Genomic DNA, 22,334 nt, shown 5'->3' with positions numbered 1-22,334 from the left:
TGGATCGCTTCGTTCCTCGCGATGACGGATGATTCGTCGTGCCTCGCAATGACAAAAATTCTGTCATTGCGAGGAGCGCAGTGACGAAGCAATCCATGTCAGCGAACGCTCAAGCTTTTTTGACTTCCTTGACTTCCGCGTCCACCACATTGTCGTCTTGCGGTTTGGCTTCGGCACCAGCCGCGCCTGCTCCCGCAGCGGCTTGCTGTGCTTGCATGTCGGCGTAGACCTTCTCGCCCAGTTTCTGGCTGGCCGTCATCAGGGCTTCGGTTTTGGCTTCGATGGCGTCTTTGTCTTCGCCTTTCAAAACTTCTTCCAGGTCCTTGGCAGCCGCTTCGATGGCTTCTTTTTCAGCTGCTTCGATCTTGTCGCCATGCTCGGTCAGGCTCTTTTTCACGCTGTGCACAGCGGCTTCGCCGGCATTGCGGGCTTGCACCAGTTCGAGCTTCTTCTTGTCTTCTTCGGCGTTCAGCTCGGCGTCTTTCACCATTTGCTGAATTTCGGCTTCGGATAAGCCGGAGTTGGCTTTGATCGTGATCTTGTTTTCCTTGCCGGTGCCTTTGTCTTTGGCGCCCACATGCAAGATACCGTTGGCGTCGATGTCAAAGGACACTTCGATTTGAGGCGTGCCGCGTGCAGCGGGTGGGATGCCTTCAAGGTTGAATTCACCCAACAGCTTGTTGCCCGAGGCGATGTCGCGCTCACCCTGGAACACCTTGATCGTCACCGCAGGCTGGTTGTCTTCGGCGGTCGAGAAAGTCTGTGCAAACTTGGTCGGGATGGTGGTGTTCTTGGTGATCATCTTGGTCATCACACCGCCCATGGTTTCGATGCCCAAAGACAAAGGCGTCACGTCGAGCAGCAGCACGTCGGTGCGGTCACCCGACAACACTTGACCTTGAATCGCAGCGCCCACGGCCACGGCTTCGTCGGGGTTCACGTCCTTGCGCGGCTCTTTGCCGAAGAACTCTTTGACCTTCTCTTGCACCTTGGGCATGCGGGACATGCCGCCGACCAGGATGATGTCGTCGATGTCCGACACCGACACGCCCGCGTCCTTGATCGCCATGCGGCAAGGGGCGATGGTGCGCTCGATCAGCTCTTCCACCAGCTGCTCCAGCTTGGCGCGGGTCAGCTTCACGTTCAGGTGCTTGGGGCCGGTGGCGTCGGCCGTGATGTAAGGCAGGTTGACGTCGGTCGAGGCCGAGCTCGACAGCTCGATCTTGGCCTTTTCAGCGGCTTCTTTCAGGCGCTGCAAAGCCAGCACGTCTTTGGCCAGGTCGACACCGGATTCTTTCTTGAACTCGGTGATGATGAAGTCGATGATGCGCTGGTCGAAGTCTTCGCCGCCCAGGAAGGTGTCGCCGTTGGTGGACAACACTTCAAACTGTTTTTCGCCATCGACATCGGCGATCTCGATGATGGACACGTCGAACGTGCCGCCACCCAGGTCATACACCGCGATTTTGCGGTCGCCTTTTTCCTGCTTGTCCAAGCCAAAGGCCAGGGCCGCAGCGGTGGGCTCGTTGATGATGCGCTTGACGTCCAGACCCGCAATGCGTCCGGCGTCTTTGGTGGCTTGACGTTGGGCGTCGTTGAAGTAAGCGGGTACCGTGATCACGGCCTCGGTCACTTCTTCGCCGAGGTAGTCTTCGGCGGTTTTCTTCATCTTGCGCAGAATTTCAGCGCTGATCTGTGGCGGGGCCAGTTTGTTGCCGCGCACTTCCACCCAGGCGTCGCCGTTGTCGGCTTTAGCGATGGTGTAAGGCATCAAATCGATGTCTTTTTGGACTTCTTTTTCGGCGAACTTGCGGCCGATCAGGCGCTTGACCGCGTACAGCGTGTTCTTGGGGTTGGTGACGGCCTGGCGCTTGGCCGAGGCGCCGACCAGGATTTCGCCGTCTTCTTGGTACGCAATGATCGACGGGGTGGTGCGAGCGCCTTCGGCGTTCTCGATCACTTTGGTCGTGTTGCCTTCCATGATGGCCACGCACGAATTGGTGGTGCCCAGGTCAATACCGATGATTCTTCCCATGTTGATGCTCCGGTGAGGAAATTGAAACTGATTAAGAAATGGTGATGGTCTTCAAGAATTCAAGGGGTGGATTGCTTCGTCGTTGCGCTCCTCGCAATGACGGGAAATTTGTCATTGCGAGCGAAGCGTGGCAATCCAGGCCTCATTTGGGCGCGGTGACCGTGACCAAGGCCGGGCGAAGCACGCGGTCGGCGATCTGGTAGCCCTTTTGCAGCACCGTGACCACGGTGTTGGGCTCCTGATCGGCTGGCACCACGCTGATGGCTTGGTGATGGTGCGGGTCAAATTTGGTGCCTGCAGCCGGGGCGATTTCGACCACTTTGTTGCGCTCCAGCGCGCTCTTGAGCTGGCGCAACGTGGCCTCAGACCCTTCGCGGATCTGCTCGATCGTCACGTTGGGGATGGCCAAACCGGCTTCCAGGCTGTCGAGCACGGGCAGCAGGCTGTCGGCAAAACCCTCCACGGCAAATTTGCGGGCCTTGGCGATTTCGTCATCGGCGCGGCGGCGGGCATTTTGCACATCGGCTTGGGCGCGCAGGTACTGGTCGGCCAGATCGGCGTTTTGCGCCTTCAGGTTCACCAGCTCAGCTTGGGCATCGGCCAGTGGGTCGGTGGGCGTCACGGCGGCTGCGGCCAGTTCTTCGTCGCTCAGGGGTTTAGGGTTGGGGTTTTGTGTGGCTTCTGACATGAGCAATCTGCGCAAAAAATGAATACCCCTTCTAAATAGGGGCGATGTTCGGGGCTTCAAGAGGGCAAGAAAAACCCGCCCAAAGGCGGGTTGTATGGCAGCTGCGAGGCTTGGGGCTCAGTCCAGAGCCAGCAGTTCCACGTCGAACTTCAAGGTCGCATTGGGGGGAATCACGCCGCCGGCGCCCCGGGCGCCGTAGCCCAGTTCGGGGGGGATGATCAGGGTGCGCTGGCCGCCCACTTTCATGCCGGCCACGCCTTCGTCCCAGCCCTTGATGACCATGCCGGCACCCAGACCGAAGACGAAGGGGTCGCGGCGGTCGCGACTCGAATCGAACTTGGCGCCTTGCTCGCCGTCTTTGTAGAGCCAGCCGGTGTAGTGCACGGTGACGTCCTGGCCTGCAGTGGCTGTGGCGCCTTCGCCCACGACGGTGTCTTCGTATTGCAGGCCGGAGGGGGTGGTGTTCATGGGAAGTTCCTGTCAGAAAAGGCCCAGTGCCCCTGTTGGGCTTTCCGGGATGTGGAAAATCCAAAATTATGCCAGCCCTCAGCGGGACTGGTCGGTTTCCTGCAGCAAGCGCACCAACTCGGGGGTGCCAGCAATGCCCAGTTTCTCCATGGCCCGCTGGCGGTGAAACTTCACGGTACGCAGTGTGATGTTCAGCTCCAGAGAAATGCCCAGGTTGGTCATGCCCCGAGCCACCATGCGCGCCACGCTCAGCTCGCGCTCGCTCAGAGCGCTCAGCAAAGCGTTCACCTGTTGTTGGCGATGCGACTGCGCCAGCTGCTGGCGGTTCATGCTCATGGCTTTATGCAAGGTGCTCATCAACTGTTCGGCCTCGATGGGCTTGATCAGAAAGTCCAGCGCGCCGGCCCTGAAGCCCGTGACGGCCTCTTTGGCACCGCTGCCTCCGCTCATCAACACCAGAGGCACATGGCCTTGTTGCACCAGTCGGGCTTGCAGCTGCAAGCCGTCCATGTCGGGCATCTTCACATCGCACAGCACACACACAGGACCCGGGTGCAGTGGACGGTTGAACTCAAGCACCTGCAGGTAAGCGCGGGCCGAGCTGTAGGTCTCGCAGGCGTAGCCATCGAGCTCGATCAGGTTACGAAAAGCTTCCAAAATGCCCAAATCGTCGTCGATCACCACCACGCGACCACGCGCGCATCGCTCGGCCAACTCCGGGTCCAAAGCGTTTATTTCAAGAGAGGTGGGTGGCTGGTTCATCCGGGGCGTCGAGGGGGTGGTGGCACGGCAAAACCAGTGTGACCACCGCGCCGTAAGAGCCAAAATTATCCAATAAAAGAGAACCATGGTGCTGACGGGCGATGCTTTCGACCACGAAAAGCCCTATGCCCTGCAGGCTGTGCGTGTGTTGTGCAGCTTGGGCGAATTCGCGCTTCAGCACCTCGTTGGGCAGCCCTGGGCCACTGTCGCTCACAGACAGACGCACTTGCTCAGGCGTGGATAACAACGTCACAGTCACCCGCCGTTGCGGCCCTGCGTGGACTGCCTCCATGGCGTTGCGCACCAGCTGCAGTACCGCTTGCGACAGCTGCAGCTCATCGCCCAACACCCACATCGGCGGCATGCGCGGCGGAAATTGCAGCTCCGTCTGGCGGTTGATGGCCTCTTGGCGCAGCAACAAATCGACTTGGCGCAGCACCGCCGTCATGTCCACCGGTGCGCCCTGCGTGGGCGCTGGCCGCAAAAAGTGCCGAATGCGCTCGACCGTCTCGCCTGTGCGCCGCAGTTCGGCCACCACATGCGTCAGCCCGTTTTGCAGCCGCGCCACATCCAAGGGCGCCATTTGCAGTGCACGCAGTTCTGTCTCAACCCGCAGCGATGCCGCTGTCAAGGGCTGTGTCATGGCATGCCCCAGCGAATCGGTCAGCATACTCAGCAAACGCTCCCGATCCAGATGCACCAAGGCCTGGCGGCGCTCTTGCCACTGCTGCGAGCGGGCCACCTTACGGGCCACACTCAGGTGGCTGCGTTCGGCGCGGTCCAGCGCCAAGCCCAAATACGCCATGCTAGCCACCAGCGCCACCGCCAGTGTGGTCAAACTCACCGCCACCCCCACCGGGCTGCTGTCGTGTACAGCAATGTCGGCCGAGCCCAGGACCGAAGCCGCCAAATTGGCCAAGATGCCCGCCGCCTGCACGGCGTAGGCGCCGGCAAGCGTCAGTGCATTGCGACTGCGCTCGGCCCGCGCCACCTGCCAGGCCGACCAAACCAGCAGCGTCACCACCACCAAATTCACCACCCTGACGACCACCCCCAGAACGATCCGGGAATCCATGGGCAACAAAATGGCCAACACCCCAGAAAACGCCAGTGTGCCCAAGCCGATCAGCCACCACGGCCAGGCGCGTCCTGTGTCCAAGCGCAAACTTTGTGCGGCCAGCCATGCCCCCATCGCCAGCAGGGGGTGACCTAGCACATAACTCAACAGGTCGTGGATTTGCCCGCGTGCGCCCATCAGCAGCAAACCCACGCCCCCCACCATGCCGCCAATGCACCACAGCCTTGGCGCCAACTCGCGTGGCATGCGCAAGATCAGCCAGATACTTGGTGGCAGCAACAGGTACAGGGTGCCCGCCACCAAGAGCAGGGTGCTGTTATCCAAATTCAGGCTCATGGCGCACCCCCGACTTCGCGTGGCAAGCTCAGCTGCGCCTCGGCTCCGCCGCCTGGGTGGTTGCGCAAGCTCAAATCGCCATGGTGCTGGCCCATGATGGCGCGCGAAATCGCCAGTCCCATGCCTAAGCCATGTTCGCGCGTGCTGACAAAAGGCTCGCCCCAACGCGCCAGCACCTGAGCCGCCACGCCCGGGCCGTGGTCGCGAATCAGTACCCGAATTTGGGCCCCGTCGGCTTGAGCAGACACCTGTAACCAGCGCGAGGGGCATGACTCCATGGCCTGTGCAGCATTGCGCAGCAGATTCACCAGCACCTGCGACAGCGCCACCTCATCGGCTTGGCACCACAACGGCACGTTGCCCAGCGCGCGGTCTACACGCACATCCAGGCGATGCCACTCCCCATCCAGCAAATCCAAGGCCCCGTGCACCACCGTGCGCACATCGACACGCCGCAGCGTCACCGTGTGCGGCAGCCCGGCCCGTCGGATGCGTACCAAAATGCGGCTGGCCCGTTCAATGCCGTCCATCACTTTTTGCAGCAAATCCACCAAAACCGGCACCTCGGTGCGACCTGCCCACAGTCGTCGTTGCGCGACTTGGGCCTGCGTCAGGGCCGCCGTTAAAGGCTGGTTCAGTTCGTGCGCCAGTGCGCCCGACACCAGCACCATACGCTCTTGCCGGTCTAGCTGGCGCAGCTGCGTGTCCAGTCTGGCCGTCTCTTCGGCTGCAGCTCTCGTGGTCGCATCGCGTGCTCGTGCCTGCATGGCTTGGTCCAGCACCATGCCGGTGTAACAAAAGTGGCCAATGGCCGAGGTCAGCAGCGCCAGCAAAGCGATCAGGCTCGCATCCCAGGTGTTGCTGAACGGGCTCGGCTGCGTGCCGATGCCAATGCCCATTAAGGACTGCGCCCACAGCCCCAAACCCAATAGCCAATAGCTCACCCCAATGGCTGCCGCGTTGTGGCTGCGCCAACGCAGTGCCAAAGGCCAGGCCAGGCTGGCGGTGTAAATGGCCAATCCCCCCAACGCCCAACGCATGCCCATGCCCCGCACCTGAGGGTCAAAGGCCCGCAGCAACACGCTGTAGTAGGTGAGGGCCAGCAACGCCCAAAGCACCAATTGCGGCGCTGACCATGGCCGCCCGCGCAACACCCGCAAAGATTGCGACCAGCCCACAAAACTGAGCAGCAACAAGGTGTTGCCGCCCTGAAAACTCAGCCAAGGTGCGATCCAGGGCCGCAGCCCCATCAACGCTATGCCCAACCCTGCCAGCGCACTACCCACACACCACCAAGCCACTGCCTGAGCTTGACGGCGCCCGGTGGTCCACCACACCAGCAGCGGCAGCATCCAGAACAGCAAAGCTGCCAGGATCAGTGTGGTTTGGCTGTCGAGCATGGAAAAAGATTTTGGTGAATTTAATGGGTTGCGATGGATTTTGGAGGATCTGTAGCCTCTGTGAACTGCCCTCAAGGACAGTGCCGCCCTGTCTGCGTTAGGGCATCGGTAATTTCCAAGAACCCACCATGGATCGCTTCGTTCCTCGCGATGACGTGAACCTCTCCATGCCAGCGCTACATCGTCCCCCTCACTTCAAGCCCCACCACATCGCACCCGTCATTTCAAGCTCCACCATTTCTCCCCGTCACTGCGAGGAGCGAAGCGACGCGGCAGTCCATGAATTTTGCTCGTGCCACTGCAAGTTTATTCAAGGCCATTCTTGAATTTGATATTTATTAATTCAAATTGACTAAACCATGGTTCTCTGCCTGTACTTTGGGACAGTTCACTGAATTTGTTGGTTCTCATAACCTCAACGCTCAAATTTCATAAGTGCGACTGGTGCGCGCCTTAAGGGGCAATGTCGGTCACACACCACTTCAGTCACTATTTCTTTGGAGCCCCCATTCATGAAGACAGATTCCATTCGCACGCCTGGTTTCGCGACCCCTGTTCAGCCTGTGTGGGGCCATCGCCTGCGCATGACCTGTCTGGCTGCTTTGGTGCTCATGGCTCAGCCTCTGCAGGCCCAAACACTGGGCGCCGCAGCCCAGCAAGTGCTGAAGGACTACCCCTCCATCAAGGCGGCCCGCGCGGGCGTGAGCGCTGCTCAGGCTGAGCTCGATCGTGCCCGCGGTGGCTACAGTCCGACGCTCTCGCTCAATGCCTCTGCCAACAAAATCCGTGACAGCGACGCGGACCAGGACCTGATGGCCACGCCCATGCTCAACTGGAGCTTGCCGATCAACGGTCGCGTGGCCGCAGAAAACACACGAGCCAGCCTTGCCCTCGAAGTTGCTCATCACAAAGTGGCCGTGACCGAGCAGGATTTGGCGCTGCAGTTGTCCGAGAGCTGGCTTGCCGTAGTGCGCGGCCATCGCATGTTGCAGCTGGCTCAAGAAAACGTGCAGTCGCACCAGAGCCTTCTGGGTGACATCCGCCGCATGGTTGAAATTGATGCTGGCCGTGCGCTGGACCTCACGCAAGCCCAGGTCCGATTGGACGCTGCCAGCACCAACTTGGCCCAGCGCCAGACCGAGCTGGACCAGGCTCAGGAAAAGCTGGCCCGTTTCACCCCGGCGCAGCAAGCCGCACACTTTGCTCAGTACCCAGGCCTGCGCAAAGCCGTGCCGGCTAATCTGGCTCAGGCCCAAGAACAACTCAGCAACCCCGCAGTGGCCCAGGCGCGTGCGCAAGTGGCCGAGATGCAGGCTCGTATCGACGCCGCCAAGCGTCTGCATTACCCCACGCTTGACGTCTATCTCGGTCGTCAGCACTTGGGTGCGGTCACCGGCAACCGCTTGGTGGCGCAGGCCAATTTCAGCCTGCCATTGTGGAGCGGCGGTCAGACCGATGCGGGCATCCGCTCTGCCGCAGCGCAAGCCCTGGCCGCGCAAGACACCCTGGCCGAAGTTGACCTGACCGTACAGGAACGCTTGCGTCAGGCCTATGTGGAGCTGGCTGCTGCTCAGACTCGTTTGCAACTGGCCGAGCAGCAACGCGCCAGCGGCGCCAAGCTGGTGCAGGGCTACCGTGAGCAGTTCAAGATGGCCCGACGCACTTTGCTGGACCTGCTCAATATCCAAAGTGAATATGCCGGTTACCAGCAGGCCCACGCACAGGCCGAACACGACATTACCTTAGCTCAGTACCGCATCAGCGCCGTGCTGGGCCAGCTGGCGCAGAACTTCACACAACCGTGATAGCGACGCGGCAGTCCTTGGATGGCTTCGTGCCTCGCCATGACGGCGTCTTCGACACGACGAGAAGCGCAGCGACGCGACAGTCCATGGATGGCCTCGTGCTTCGCCATGACAGCGTCTTTGTCACTGCGAGGAGCGCAGCGACGCGGCAGTCCAAGACAACCACTGTGACCCAACCTGAACAAAACCCCGGCAGCCGTTGAGGCTGTCATCGCATTTCCAGTCAAGAGCACCATGTCCAAGTACACACTCATCCAGATCCAGGGTAAGCAGCAGACCGAAACCGCACTGCAAGAAAGTCAGAGCGTGCAAGCGCAGGCCCGCACCATCTACCGCCTGAGGGACGAGCAGGGTGCGCAACCGCACAAGCTGGCGCTGTGGCGCCGTGGACAGGACCTGGTGCTGGAAGTGCAGGGCGTCAAGGTGCTGACGCTGCAGGGCTTTTATGCGCAGGCGCAAGATGCCACGCAGGGCCCGCACTTCCTGCTCGACACGGGCGTGCCGGGTGACCCGTGGGTGGTGCAGGGGCGTGCGCCGCAGCAAAAGATCAGCGAGACCGAAGACCTGGTCTGGCGGCTCGACGACGATGTGGTCAACATTCAGATCTCGCCCGGGCAGCTGCAGCAAGTTTGGGCGCAGTCCGACATGCCGCAGCAAAATCTAGGTGACAAGCGCTACAGCGGTGACGAAGGCGCGCGCCGTGAAATCCAGGACTTGCTGGACCGCTGGCAAGCTCCCGGCGCACAAGCTGCGCAGGCCGCCGCAATGGCCAAACCCGCTTACGACGAAATCGGCGACCTGATCATCAGCGGTACCGTGGCAGCCGGCCCGGTCTTCGCTGGCGTCAAGCTGCTGGCCTACGACAGCACCGGCCAGCTGCTGGGCACCACCACCATCGAGCCCGATGGCAGCTGGCGCATCGATGTGCCGCAAAAAGGCAACTACCGCGGCAGCGTGCTGCTCAAAGTGTTGGACGACAACGGCAACGAGATCAACTACGCCGACGAAGTCACCGCCGCCAGCAAGAGCCTGAACACCGTGCTGCGCGCCCTGGGCGTCGCGCAAGAGGGCCAAGCCCTGTTTGAAGTCACTGGCCTGGACTCACACCTCATCATTCACATCACGCCCCTGACCGAACTGGCCGTGCGTCAGGCCGGCGTCACGGGCAACCAGCCCCCGTCGGTGGTCGCCGCGCTGCAGGCCAACGCCAACGTCGCCCAAGCCTTTGGCCTGACTGGCGTCAACCTCACTGGCCCGGTCGCCACCACCAACAGTGCAGACTTTGACGGCCGCGACGGTCTGTCCGATGAAGAAAAATACGGCCTTGCCCTGGCCAAACTCTCCGGCCTGGACGCGCTCAACGGCGGCAGTGTTGCCACCTCGCTCGATATCCTGGCCAGCAACCTACAAGGCAATAGCCTCACGCCCACGGGTGCACGCGTGCTCGACCAAGGCCGTGCCCAGGCGCTCGCTGCCCTCAAGGTCAGCGACAGCACCTTCAACGCCGGCAACGGCGACACCGACCACGACACCCTGCTCAACCGCCAATTGCTGGGCGACATTGTGGTCACCAGCCAAAGCCTGAACAGCGACGGCAAACTCGTCATCACCGGCACCGCTTTGGCTGGCAGCATCGTCACCGTCACGTTGCCCAACGGCGACACACAAACCGTCTCAGTGGACGCCAGCGGTCAGTTCAGCCTGACCTCGGCCAACGCCCAGCCCGCGCTCGACAACCCGCTGCAGCTTGCCGGCAGCGACGCACTGGCTGCGCCGGTGCAGAGCGCCGCGCCCAAGGCGCCCCTCATCGAACAAAGCAATGGCCGCCTCATCAGCGGCGTGGGCGAACCCGGCACCACCGTCGAAGTCTTTGGCGCAGACGGCACTTCGCTGGGCACCGCCCAAGTCGATGAACTGGGCAACTGGACACTGATTCCTGCCACCGCCGTGCCCGTGGGCACCGCCCTGCGCGCCACCGCCACAGACGCCAACGGCAACGCCTCCGGCCCCGGCGCCGGCACCTCGGGCGATGCGCTGATCACCACCATTCCCGAAGCGTCCGACGCCTACGTCAACGCCTCGGAAAAAACCTCTGACGGCGGTGTGCCTGTACGAATCAGCCTGCCCGCCAGTGCTGCTGCGGGCGACACCGTCACCACCGTGGTCACCCAGCCTGACGGCACCCGCATGGAACTGACCACTGTGCTGAGCACCGCCGACATCGCGGCCGGCCAGATCAGCCAGCTCGTCCCACAAGCCGGCCTGGGCACTGACGGCCTCTACCAAGCCAGCACCACGCTCACCACTGCCAACGGCACAACCAGCGCTCCCAGCGTGCGCCAGTTCCTGCTCGACACCGCAGCGCCCGCCGCACCGGTCATCGCGCCCAGCAACGGTCAGGTCGTCAACGGCACCGCCGAGCCGGGCACCCTGGTCGAAGTGCGCGACGGCAGCGGCAACCTGATCGGCAAAGCCGGCCCTGTCGGCCCCGACGGCAACTGGACCCTGGTGCCCGCCAGCCCGCTGCCCGACGATACCCCGCTGACCGCCACCGCCACCGACCTGGCCGGCAACATCAGTCCGGTGGGTAATGGCATCGTCGACGTGGGTGCCCTGCTCATCACCGGCGCGGTCGACAACGTGGGCCCCAACACCGGCCTGCTGTTTGATGGTGCCGTCACCAACGACAACAGCCCCCAGCTGGCAGGCGCCCTTGGCGCGCCTTTGGTCGCAGGTCAGACCCTGGCCATCTACCGCCAACTGGAAGATGGCGCTTTTGAATTCATTGGCAACGCCGTGGTCAACGGCACCAGCTGGACCCTGCAAGACAGCGGCCTGGCAGATGGCAGCTACACCTACGAAGCGCGTGTCATGAATGGCAGCACGCTGGTGCAACGCTCCGGCGAGTTCAACCTCACCGTGCTCACCGCCGCGCCCGCCGCGCCCGACACCACCGTGCCCGAGGCCGGTACCGACCACCTCGTCAACGCGGCCGAAAAAGCCTCTGACGGCGGCGTGCCCGTGGTCACCCAGTTGCCAACCAATGCCCGCGTGGGCGACGTGGTCACTACCACCGTGACATTGGCCGACGGCAGTCCCCTCACGCTCAGCACCACACTCAAGGTAGCCGACATTCAGGCCGGCCGCATCAGCCAACTCATCCCCGCAGACAAGCTCGGCACCGACGGCGACTACCCCGTCAGCACCACCTACACCTCGTCGGTCACCGGCCTGACCAGCGCGCCGACCGACAGCAGTTTCGTGCTCGACACAACACCCCCGTCTGCGCCCGCCGTCAACCTGCCCGAATCGCCCAACGGCGTGAGCGCGGCCGAAGCCGCCAGCGAGGGCGGCACACCCATCGTGACCACCTTGCCGGCAGACGCCCGAGTGGGTGACACGGTCACCACCGTGGTGACCAAACCGGACCTCACCACACTGACGCTGACCACCGTGCTCACGGCGGCCGACCTGCCACCCGCTCAAGGTGGAACGGCCACTGGCACAGGCCCTTTCACCATCAGCCAAGTCATTGCCAGCAGCGAACTCACGCAAGACGGCAGCTGGACGACCAGTACCTCCATCACCGATGTGGCCGGCAACACCAGCGCCGCCACACTGGGCAGCTTCGTGCTCGACACCACACCCCCGTCTGCGCCTGTCGTCAATCTGCCTGAATCGCCCAACGGCGTGAGTGCGGCCGAAGCGGCCAGCGCCGGCGGCACACCCATCGTCACCACCTTGCCGGCTGACGCCCGAGTGGGCGACACGGTCACCACCGTGGTGACCCAGCCCGATGGCAGCACGCTCACGTTGAGCACGGTGCTCGCCGCAGCCGACTTGCCACCCACTCAAGGTGGTACCGCCACCGGCACAGGCCCCTTCACCATCAGTCAGATCATCCCGAGCAGCGAACTCACGCAAGACGGCAGCTGGACGACCAGCACCGCGATCACCGATGTGGCCGGCAACACCAGTGTCCCCGGCACAGGCAGCTTCGTGCTCGACACTACACCTCCGTCTGCGCCCGCAGTCAACCTGCCCGAATCGCCCAACGGCGTGAGCGCGGCCGAAGCGACCAGCGCCGGCGGCACACCGATCGTCACCACCTTGCCGGCGGATGCCAAGGTGGGCGACACGGTCACCACCGTGGTGACCAAGCCCGATGGCAGCACACTCACGTTGAGCACTGTGCTCACGGAAGCCGATTTGCCACCCGCTCAAGGTGGAACGGCCACCGGCACAGGCCCTTTCACCATCAGCCAGCTCATTGTTTCTGCACAAATGCCGCTCGACGGCAGTGCAGACGGCAACTGGACGACCAGCACCACCATCACCGATGTGGCCGGTAACACCAGCGAACCTGGCATGGGCAGCTTTGTGCTCGACACTACCCCGCCCGCAGCCCCTGCGGCAGACGTGGCTGCGGCCAGCGACACGGGTATCAGTGACACCGACAACATCACACGTGACAACACGCCCACCATTGCAGGGGTAAGCGCCAACCCAGGTGACACCATCACCGTCACCTTTCCTACAGGTGAAGTGCTGACCACCACGGTGGCTTCCGACGGTACCTGGAGCGTCACCCCCACGCAGAGCCTTGTGGATGGCCCTGACCAAAGCGTCCTCGTGACCGCTACTGACCCTGCGGGCAATGAAAGTGCCCCCAATACAGTCTCCGTCACCATCGACACCCAAGGCCCCGCAGCGGCGCCCCAAGTTGTTATTCCTGAAGCACCCAACGGCATCAGTTTGGCCGAAAAAGATTCGGCCGGTGGCGTGCCGCTGGTGGTGACGCTGCCTTCTGATGCGCAAGTGGGCGACGTGGTCACCAGTGTCGTCACCAAGCCTGATGGCAGTACCCTCACGCTGACCCATGTCCTTACTGCCGCCGACCTGCCTGCGGCTCAGGGTGGCACTGCCGGGCCCAGTGGCCCCTACACCGTAAGCCTGCTCATCCCCACCGCCGCACTCACCATTGATGGCCACTGGACAACCAGCACCACCATCCAGGACGTGGCGGGCAACCCCAGTATGGCTCGCAGTGGCAATTTCCAGCTCGCCGCCACCCCACCTACACTCACCCTGGGCACCATCGCCGGCAATGACATCGTTAACGCTGCTGAAAAGCAAGGCGGGGTGGCCTTGACCGGCACCACCAGCGCCGAATCCGGGCAAAGTGTGACCCTCACCCTCACCGGGCCCGGCGGCGTCAGTCAGACCTACTACGCAGCCGTTCAGCCTGACGGCACATTCAGTACCAACGTTCCTGCGGCTGCAATGGCCAGCCTGGCCGACGGCAGCTATACCCTCACGGCCAATGTCAGCAATGCCGCCGGCACACCCGCTGTGCCTGCCAGCAAAACGCTCGCTGTCGACACCGTCCCGCCCACCATTACCATCACCGCCGTGGCTGGTGCCGATAACGTGTTTGATGCCGCAGAACGCGGTTTTGACACCAACAACTACACCTTGAGCGAGACGGTTCCCACACCGCCCACGATCAGCGGCACCACCAACGGTGAAGCAGGCCAGACGGTCACTGTTCTGATTGACGGCCAAAGCTACAGCGCCACCGTCATCGCCGGCACTGGCGGCTTGAACACCTGGTCGGTGCAAGTGAGCCAAGCCACGGCCAAAGCCCTGATCCATGGCACCACCTACCCGGTGAGCGCCAGCGTCAAGGACCTGGCCGGCAACCCCTCGACGCCAGACAGTGAAACCCTGAGCGTCAACATCGCCCCGCCCGATGTGCCGACGGTCAAGCAAAACCTATCGGGCACCGACACACCCACTGTCACCGGCACCGCGCAAAAGCTGGACGGCAGCAACAACCCGATTGCGCTGGCCAACGGTGATGTCCTCACCTTCACCCTCAATGGGGTGACTGTCACCGCCACCATCGACAGTACTGCGGTTTCCGGCACCAGCAACCCCGGCGTCAGCTACGACCCACTCACCAAAGCCTGGGCACTGAACACCACCACTGCGACCGAAAGCGACGGCGACGTCATCGACTTCGCCCTGCAAGACGCCACTTACAACATCGGCGTCAGCGTCGCCACCGGCGGCAGCACCAGCGGCCGCAGCGACATCAGCACGGGCGAACTCGTCATCAACACCGTGCCGCCCACCCTCACGCTCAACGCTGTCTCGCCCGATGCAGACGGCGACAGCGTCATCAATGCGTCCGAGCAAAACCAGACCGTCGCCCTGACCGGAACCACCAACGCCGAACCGGGCCAGACCGTCACCCTCACGCTCAATGGCCAGACCTACACCGCCACCGTCGAAGCCGGCGCCAGCGGCGCCGCCAACACCTTCAGCGTGCAAGTGCCCGGCAGCGCCATCGGTCAACTCGCCGACGGCACCGCCATCCTGCAAGCCAGCGTCACCAACCGCTTTGGCCTGACCGGCAACGACACCGAAGCCATCACCGTCGACACCACCGCCCCCAGCGCCCCCACCGTGGGGCTGCCCGAGGCACCTGCTGGCGTCAACGCCGCCGAAGCCGCCAGCAGTGGCGGCACCCCCATCGTGCTCACCCTGCCAGCCGACGCGCAGGTGGGTGATGTGGTCACCACCACCGTCACCAAGCCTGACGGCAGCACCCTCACGCTCACCCACACCATCTTGGCCAGCGAACTGCCGGCAGGGCAGGGCGGCACCGCCACCGGCACAGGCCCTTTCACCGTCACACAAACCATCCCCACGGCCGAGCTCAATGTGGACGGCCCCTGGACCACCAGCACCACTCTCACCGACGCAGCGGGCAACACTGGCGCGCCCGGCACCGGCGCCTTCACGCTCGACACCACCGCACCCGGCCAACCCGGTGTGGCCCTGCCCGAGGCGAGCGACGGCGTCGTCAACGCCGCAGAGGCCGCCAGCCTGGGCGGCACGCCCGTGGTCACCACCTTGCCCGCCAACGCTGCCGTCGGCGACACTGTCACCACCGTGGTCACTGCGCCCGATGGCACAGAACTCACATTGACCAGCGTGCTCACGGCCGCCGACCTCAGCGCCGGCACCATCAGCCAGCTTATCCCCAGCAGCGCCCTCACCACAGACGGCGACTGGACCACCAGCACCACCGTCACCGACTTGGCCGGCAACACCAGCCCGGCGCGTGCAGGCACCTTCGCGCTCGACACCACCGCACCCGCCGCACCCGCTGCCACTCTGGCTGACGCCAGCGACAGCGGTACCAAGGGCGACAACACCACCAACGACACCACACCCGGCATCAGCGGCAGCGGCGCCACGCCAGGCGACACCATCACGGTCACCTTCCCTGGTGGCGAAGTCGAAACCGTCGTGGTCGACGCAGACGGCAATTGGAGCGTCACCCCCGACAATGCCCTTACCGAAGGCCTCAACAACATCCAGGTCACCGCCACCGATCCGGCCGGCAACGTGAGCGCACCCACCACGGTGCCGGTGCGCATCGACACCACAGGTCCGTCCACGCCCGCTGCCCCCGACCTGCTGGCCAGCAGTGACACCGGCAGCAGCAGCACCGACAACGCCACTGCCGACAACACCCCCACCTTCAGCGGCACCGGCACGCCGGGCGACACCATCACCGTCTACAACGGCAACACCGCCCTGGGCACCGCCGTCGTGGATGGCAACGGCAACTGGAGCCTCACCGCCCCCACCATGGCCGACGGCGTGCACAACATCAGCACCACCGCCACCGACCCGGCTGGCAACACCAGCGCCCGCAGCCCGGCCCTGGCGGTCACTGTCGACACGCAAGCCCCCGCCGCCCCAGCCGCCGACGTGGCCGCTGCCAGCGACACAGGCACCAGCAACACCGACAACATCACCAGCGACAACACGCCCACCATCACCGGCGGCAGCGCCACCCCGGGTGACACCATCACCCTCAAAGACGCTGCGGGCAACACCCTCGGCTCGGCCGTTGTGGCGCCAGACGGCAGCTGGGCCATCACGCCTACCAGCCCCCTGGCCGACGGCACGCAAAACCTCAAGGTCAACGCCACCGACCCGGCCGGCAACGTCAGCGCACCCGGCACGGTGCCCGTCACCATCGACACCACACCGCCCGTCGCGCCAGCAGCTGCGCTGGCGGTTGGCAGCAACAGCGGCCTGACCACCGACAACGTCACCAACGACAACACGCCCACCATCTCTGGCAGCGGCGCCACGCCCGGCGACACCATCACCCTGTACGCGCCCGACGGCACCACCGAGCTTGGCACCGCCGTGGTGGCCAGCAACGGCACCTGGAGCATCACACCCACCACCGCCCTGGCCGACGGCCCGCAAGCCCTGAGCGTCAAGGCTACTGACCCGGCTGGCAACGTCAGTCCCGCCACGCCGCTGCCTCTGGTCATCGACACAGCCGTGGCCGCCCCGGTCATCAGCCCCACCAACGGCGCCATCATCAGCGGCACGGGCGAGCCCCGCGCTACTGTCACCGTCAAGGACTCAGCAGGCACCACTATTGGCACCGCCACCGTCGCCGCCGACGGCAGCTGGAGCCTAACGCCTACCACGCCGCTGGCCGACGGCACCGCGCTCAGCGCCACCCAGACCGATGTGGCCGGCAACCTCAGCCCCGCTGACAGCGAGACGGTTGACACCTCCATGCCGCAGATCAACCCGACCAACGGCAGCACGATCACTGGCACCGGCGCACCCGGGCACCAGATTGAGCTGAAAGACAACAGCGGTAATGCCATCCTGGGTACCGACGGACAGCCTCTTGTCGTGACCGTCGCACCAGACGGCACCTGGACAGCCACCCCGCAAACGCAGCTGGCCAATGGCACCGTTGTGGTTGCCAAAGACCTGACCAGCAACAAGACTGACAGTGAAACCGTTGACCGCACCCCGCCCGCCGTGCCCACGCTCGACCTGGTCGCCAGCAGTGATACCGGCACCAGCAGCACCGACAACCTCACCAGCGACAACACGCCCACCGTCTCGGGCACCGGCACGCCTGGCAGCACCGTCAAGGTTTATGACGGCACCACCTTGGTGGGCACTGCCATCGTGGCCGCTGACGGCACCTGGACGGCCACGCTATCCACCTTGACGAATGGCACGCACAACCTGACTGCCACCGCCACCGACAAAGCGGGCAACACCAGCGCGGCCAGCAGCGCTCTCCCCGTTGAGATCGACACCACCGCCCCCGCAGCCCCCGCCGCCGACGTGGCCACGCTCAGCGACACCGGCGCAGACAGCGACGACAACATCACCAGCGACAACACACCCACCATCACTGGGGCAGGAGCTACGCCCGGTGACACCATCACCCTCCAGGACGCCAACGGCAAAGTGCTCGGCACCGCCGTGGTCGACAGCAACGGCGACTGGGCCATCACGCCCACCGCCGCGCTGCCCGATGGCGAGCAAGACCTCCGCGTCACCGCCACCGACCCTGCTGGCAACACCAGCGCCCCCACCACCGTGCCCGTGACCATCGACACGATGGCACCTGCTGCACCGGCTGCCATCCTCGACCCGGCCAGCGACAGCGGCATTGCCGGTGACAGCATCACCCGAGTCACCCGTCCCGTCATCAGCGGCAGCGGCGCCACCCCTGGCGACACCATGACCCTGTACGCGCCCGATGGCACCACCGTGCTGGGTACCGCCCAAGTCGACGAAGAGGGCAACTGGGCCATCACGCCCAATGCCGCCCTGGCAGAGGGCCTGAACCCGCTCGAAGTCACCGCCACCGACCCGGCTGGCAACGAAAGCGCGCCCACCACTGTGCCGGTGACTGTCGACACCACCGTGCCTGCCGCCCCGGCCGCCGACGTGGCCGCCGTCAGCGACACCGGCACCAGCAACACCGACAACAACACCAGCGACAACACCCCCACCATCACCGGTGGTGGCGCCATGCCCGGTGACACCATCACCCTCAAGGACGCGGCCGGCGTCACCCTCGGCACCGCCGTGGTCGCCGCCGACGGCAGCTGGAGCATCACGCCCACCACATCGCTGCCCGACGGCACGCAGAACCTCGCCGTCACCGCCACCGACCCGCAAGGCAACACCGGCCCGGCCACCAGCGTGCCCGTGACCATCGACACCACGGCTGGCACCCCCACTGGTGCTCTGGCCACAGCCAGCGACACCGGCACTTTGGGTGACAACCTGACCCGGGACAACACCCCCGAGATCAGCGGCACGGCTGACGCCAACGCCGCCATCAGCGTCCTCATCAACGGCCTGACCTACACCACCACCGCCGACGCCGACGGAGACTGGTCCATCGACCTGGCCACCGCCATCCCAACAGGCGCCAGCGCAGCCGCACCGGCCCTGGCCGACGGCAGCTACACCCCCGTCATCACCGCCACCGACCCCGCCGGCAACAGCATCACCGCCAACGGCACTACCTTCGCGGTCGACGCCACGCCGCCAGCCGCACCGGTCATCGCGCCCACCAACGGCACCCTCATCACCGGCAGCGGCGAGCCGGGTGCCTTGGTCACCGTCAAAGACGCGGCCAACAACGTCATCGGCACCGCCACCGTGGCCGCCGACGGCACCTGGAGCCTGGACCCCGCCACCGATGTGCCCAACGGCACCGTGCTGACCGCCACCCAGGCCGACCCGGCCGGCAATGTCAGCGCCCCCGACACCGAAACGGTCGACACCACGCTGCCCGACGCCCCGGTCATCGCGCAGGCCAACGGCTCTGCCGTCAACGGCACCGGCGAGCCCGGCGCCACCATCGCGCTCACCCTGGCCGACGGCACCGTGCTGCGCGACGCCGGCGGCGCACCGCTCACCGTCACCGTGCAACCCGACGGCACCTGGAGCGCCACCCCTGGCGCCGCCCTGGCCGACGGCGCTGTGGTCAAAGCCACACAAACCGCCACCAAGACCAACGGCGAGACCGTCACCGCCTACGACACCGAAACCGTCGACGCCATGCCCCCGGCAGCGCCTGCGGCCGACGTGGCCGCAGCCAGCGACACCGGCAGCAGCAACACCGACAACATCACCCGCGACACCACCCCCGACATCAGCGGGGCAGGGGCCACGCCCGGCGACACCATCACCCTCAAGGCACCCAATGGCGACGTGCTCGGCACCGTCACCGTCGCGCCTGACGGCAGCTGGAGCATCACGCCCAGCCTGCCGCTGGCCGAAGGCCCGCAAAACCTGACCGTCACCGCCACCGACCCGGCCGGCAACGTCAGCGCGCCTACCACCGTGCCCGTCACCATCGACACCGGCATCGCTAACCCCACCGGGGGGCTGGCCAGCGCCAGCGACACCGGCACGCTGGGCGACAACAAAACCAACGACACCACCCCCGCACTCAGTGGCACGGCCGAGCCCGGTGCAGCGGTTGAAGTGACTGTCGGCGGCGTCACCTACACCACCACAGCGGGCAGCGACGGTGCCTGGAGCATTCCGGCCACCAACACCCTGGCCGACGGCAGCTACACCCCCAGCATCAAGGTCACCGATGCGGCAGGCAACACCGTCACCACCAACGGCACGCCCTTCACGGTAGACGCCACAGCCACCGCAGCGCCCACCGTCTCGCTGACCGAAGCGCCCAACAGCGTCAACGCCACCGAAGCCGCCAGCAGCGGCGGCACACCCATCGTCACCACGCTGCCCGCAGGCGCGCAGGCGGGCGACACCGTCATCACCGTGGTCACCCAGCCCGATGGCACCACGCTCACGTTGACCACCGTCCTCACCTCGGGCGACATCAGCACAGGCAGCATCAGCCAAAACATCGCCAGCACCCACCTCACGCAAGACGGTGCCTGGACCACCAGCACCACCCTCACCGACGCCGCTGGCAACACCAGTGCGGCCGCTGCGGGCAGCTTCACGCTCGACACCACCGCACCGGCTACCCCCGGCGCCCTGGCCGTGCCCGAAAACACCAACGGCGGCGTCAACGCGGCCGAAGTCGTCTCGGGCGGCAGCGTGCCGGTCTCTGTGCCGCTCACCACCACCGGTGCCAACGCCGTGCAGGCCGGCGACGTCATCACCCTCACGGTGGACGATCCGACCACCAACGCGCCCATCGCCATCAGCTACACCGTCACCGCTGCCGACATCACCGCCGGCACCGCGAGCGTGCTGGTCCCCTCGGCCAGTATCCCGGTGGACGGCACCTACAACCTCAGCGCCACCATCACCGACCCGGCCGGCAACACCAGCCCGGCCAGCACCGGCAGCTTCACGGTCGACAAGAGCGCGCCGGCCGATGGCACTGGTGGCTTGTCCGCTACCAGCGACACCCTGGGCGGAACTGCGCAGGACAACCTCACAGCCGACAACAAGCCCATCCTGAGCGGCGCGGCAGAAAAGGGTGCCACTGTGCAAGTCACCGTCAACGGCGTCAGCTACACCACCACGGCTGACCCCACCACTGGAGACTGGAGCGTTGAGCTCACCACGGCACTCCCTGACGGCAGCTTTACACCCTCCATCAAAGTGACCGACGCCGCTGGAAACAGCACCACCAGCACCGGCATGGCTTTCATGGTCGATACCTCGGCGCCCACCGCACCTGCGGCTGCGCTTGCGCTTGGCAGCAACAGCGGCCTGACCACCGACAACGTCACCAACGACAACACGCCTGAGATCACCGGCAACGGCGCCACGCCCGGCGACACCATCACGCTGTACGCCGCTGACGGCACCACGCCGCTGGGCACCGCCACTGTGGCGCAAGACGGCACCTGGAGCATCACACCCACCACCGCCCTGGCCGATGGACCGCAAGCCCTCAGCGTCAAGGCCACCGACCCGGCGGGCAACACCAGCCCTGCCACACCACTGCCTTTGGTCATCGACATTGCCGTGGCCGCGCCGGTCATCAGCCCCACCAACGGCGTTGTCATAAGCGGCACAGGTGAGCCCGGTGCCACGGTCACGCTGACCGATGGCACGACCACCCTCGGCACCGCCACTGTCGCCGCCGACGGCAGCTGGAGCCTTACGCCCACCACGCCGCTCACTGACGGCACTGCGCTCAGCGCCACTCAGACTGACGTGGCTGGCAACGTCAGCCCTGCTGACGGCGAGACGGTCGATGCCTCGATGCCGCAGATCAACCCAACCAACGGCAGCACGATCACCGGCACCGGTGCACCTGGCCAAGAGCTTGCACTGACGCTGGCCGATGGCACCCCCATCTTGGATGCTGACGGCGATCCCATCGTTGTCACCGTCGGCCTCAACGGCACCTGGAGCGCCCAACCCGGCACCCCCTTGGCTGACGATACCGACATCAAGGCCTCCGACACCAGCAACCCGCTGAAGAGTGCCACGGCCACGGTGGACGCCCAGCCGCCTGCTGCTCCGACCATCGACCTCGAAGCAACCAGTGACACCGGCGTCAGCAACAGCGATGACCTGACCAACGACACCACGCCCACGCTCACTGGCACTGGCGAGGCGGGCAGCACCATCACGATTTTCGACGGCGCCACCCCGGTGGGCACCGCCGTGGTTGCTGCTGACGGCACCTGGACAGCCACGCTGACCACGCCATTGACCGAAGGACTGCATAACTTCACGGCTACGGCCTCCGACAAAGCCGGCAACACCAGCGAGCCTAGCGACGAGCTGCCCATCACCATCGACACCACAGGTCCGTCCGCACCGGCCACCGCGCCCGACATGACCGCTGGCACCGACACCGGCAGCAGCAACACCGACAACAACACCGCCAACCCCAAACCCGCGTTCACCATTGGTGCCTTGCCCGAGGGCACGGTGTCGGCAGTGCTGT

Annotated in this window: 8 protein-coding genes (1 of these 8 only partly in view); 2 read left to right on the top strand and 6 right to left on the bottom strand. The window is 64.9% G+C overall.

Annotated features, from left to right (window positions below; genetic code table 11):
• Positions 1 to 109: 109 nt before the first annotated feature.
• From dnaK to ACHEXL_RS09115, 6 genes are all read right to left on the bottom strand, one after another.
• A complete protein-coding gene (dnaK, locus tag ACHEXL_RS09140) occupies positions 110 to 2,035 on the bottom strand; it encodes a molecular chaperone DnaK (RefSeq protein ID WP_416559014.1) in 1,926 nt (641 codons plus the stop codon).
• Between the two features lie 142 nt (positions 2,036 to 2,177).
• Positions 2,178 to 2,723, bottom strand: coding sequence for a nucleotide exchange factor GrpE (gene grpE / locus ACHEXL_RS09135; RefSeq protein ID WP_416559013.1), 546 nt, complete (start codon positions 2,721 to 2,723; stop codon positions 2,178 to 2,180).
• Positions 2,724 to 2,840: 117 nt separating this feature from the next.
• On the bottom strand, positions 2,841 to 3,191 hold the full coding sequence (locus tag ACHEXL_RS09130) for an FKBP-type peptidyl-prolyl cis-trans isomerase (protein ID WP_291929425.1): 351 nt from the start codon (positions 3,189 to 3,191) through the stop codon (positions 2,841 to 2,843).
• Between the two features lie 78 nt (positions 3,192 to 3,269).
• A complete protein-coding gene (locus ACHEXL_RS09125; protein ID WP_416559012.1) occupies positions 3,270 to 3,953 on the bottom strand; it encodes a response regulator transcription factor in 684 nt (227 codons plus the stop codon).
• A complete protein-coding gene (locus ACHEXL_RS09120; RefSeq protein WP_416559011.1) occupies positions 3,928 to 5,367 on the bottom strand; it encodes a sensor histidine kinase in 1,440 nt (479 codons plus the stop codon). Before ACHEXL_RS09120 ends, ACHEXL_RS09125 begins: the two co-directional genes overlap by 26 nt.
• Positions 5,364 to 6,767, bottom strand: coding sequence for a sensor histidine kinase (locus ACHEXL_RS09115; protein WP_416559010.1), 1,404 nt, complete (start codon positions 6,765 to 6,767; stop codon positions 5,364 to 5,366). Before ACHEXL_RS09115 ends, ACHEXL_RS09120 begins: the two co-directional genes overlap by 4 nt.
• 512 nt (positions 6,768 to 7,279) lie before the next feature.
• On the opposite strand from ACHEXL_RS09115, the gene ACHEXL_RS09110 reads away from it, so the two are divergent.
• Both ACHEXL_RS09110 and ACHEXL_RS09105 read left to right on the top strand, forming a co-directional pair.
• Positions 7,280 to 8,572: a TolC family protein gene (locus ACHEXL_RS09110; protein ID WP_416559009.1), complete on the top strand. Its 1,293-nt coding sequence runs from the start codon at positions 7,280 to 7,282 to the stop codon at positions 8,570 to 8,572.
• Positions 8,573 to 8,806: 234 nt separating this feature from the next.
• Positions 8,807 to 22,334, top strand: the 5' end (the start) of a protein-coding gene (locus ACHEXL_RS09105; RefSeq protein ID WP_416559008.1) for an Ig-like domain-containing protein. The gene runs 15,266 nt beyond the window's last position; the window shows 13,528 of its 28,794 coding nt (coding positions 1-13,528); it begins with the start codon at positions 8,807 to 8,809; its stop codon lies off the right edge, out of view.

Origin of the sequence: Limnohabitans sp. YIMB22184, from assembly GCF_048020265.1 — a bacterium.
Taxonomy (GTDB): domain Bacteria; phylum Pseudomonadota; class Gammaproteobacteria; order Burkholderiales; family Burkholderiaceae_C; genus Limnohabitans_A.
This window is presented reverse-complemented; position numbering and strand designations above follow the sequence as displayed.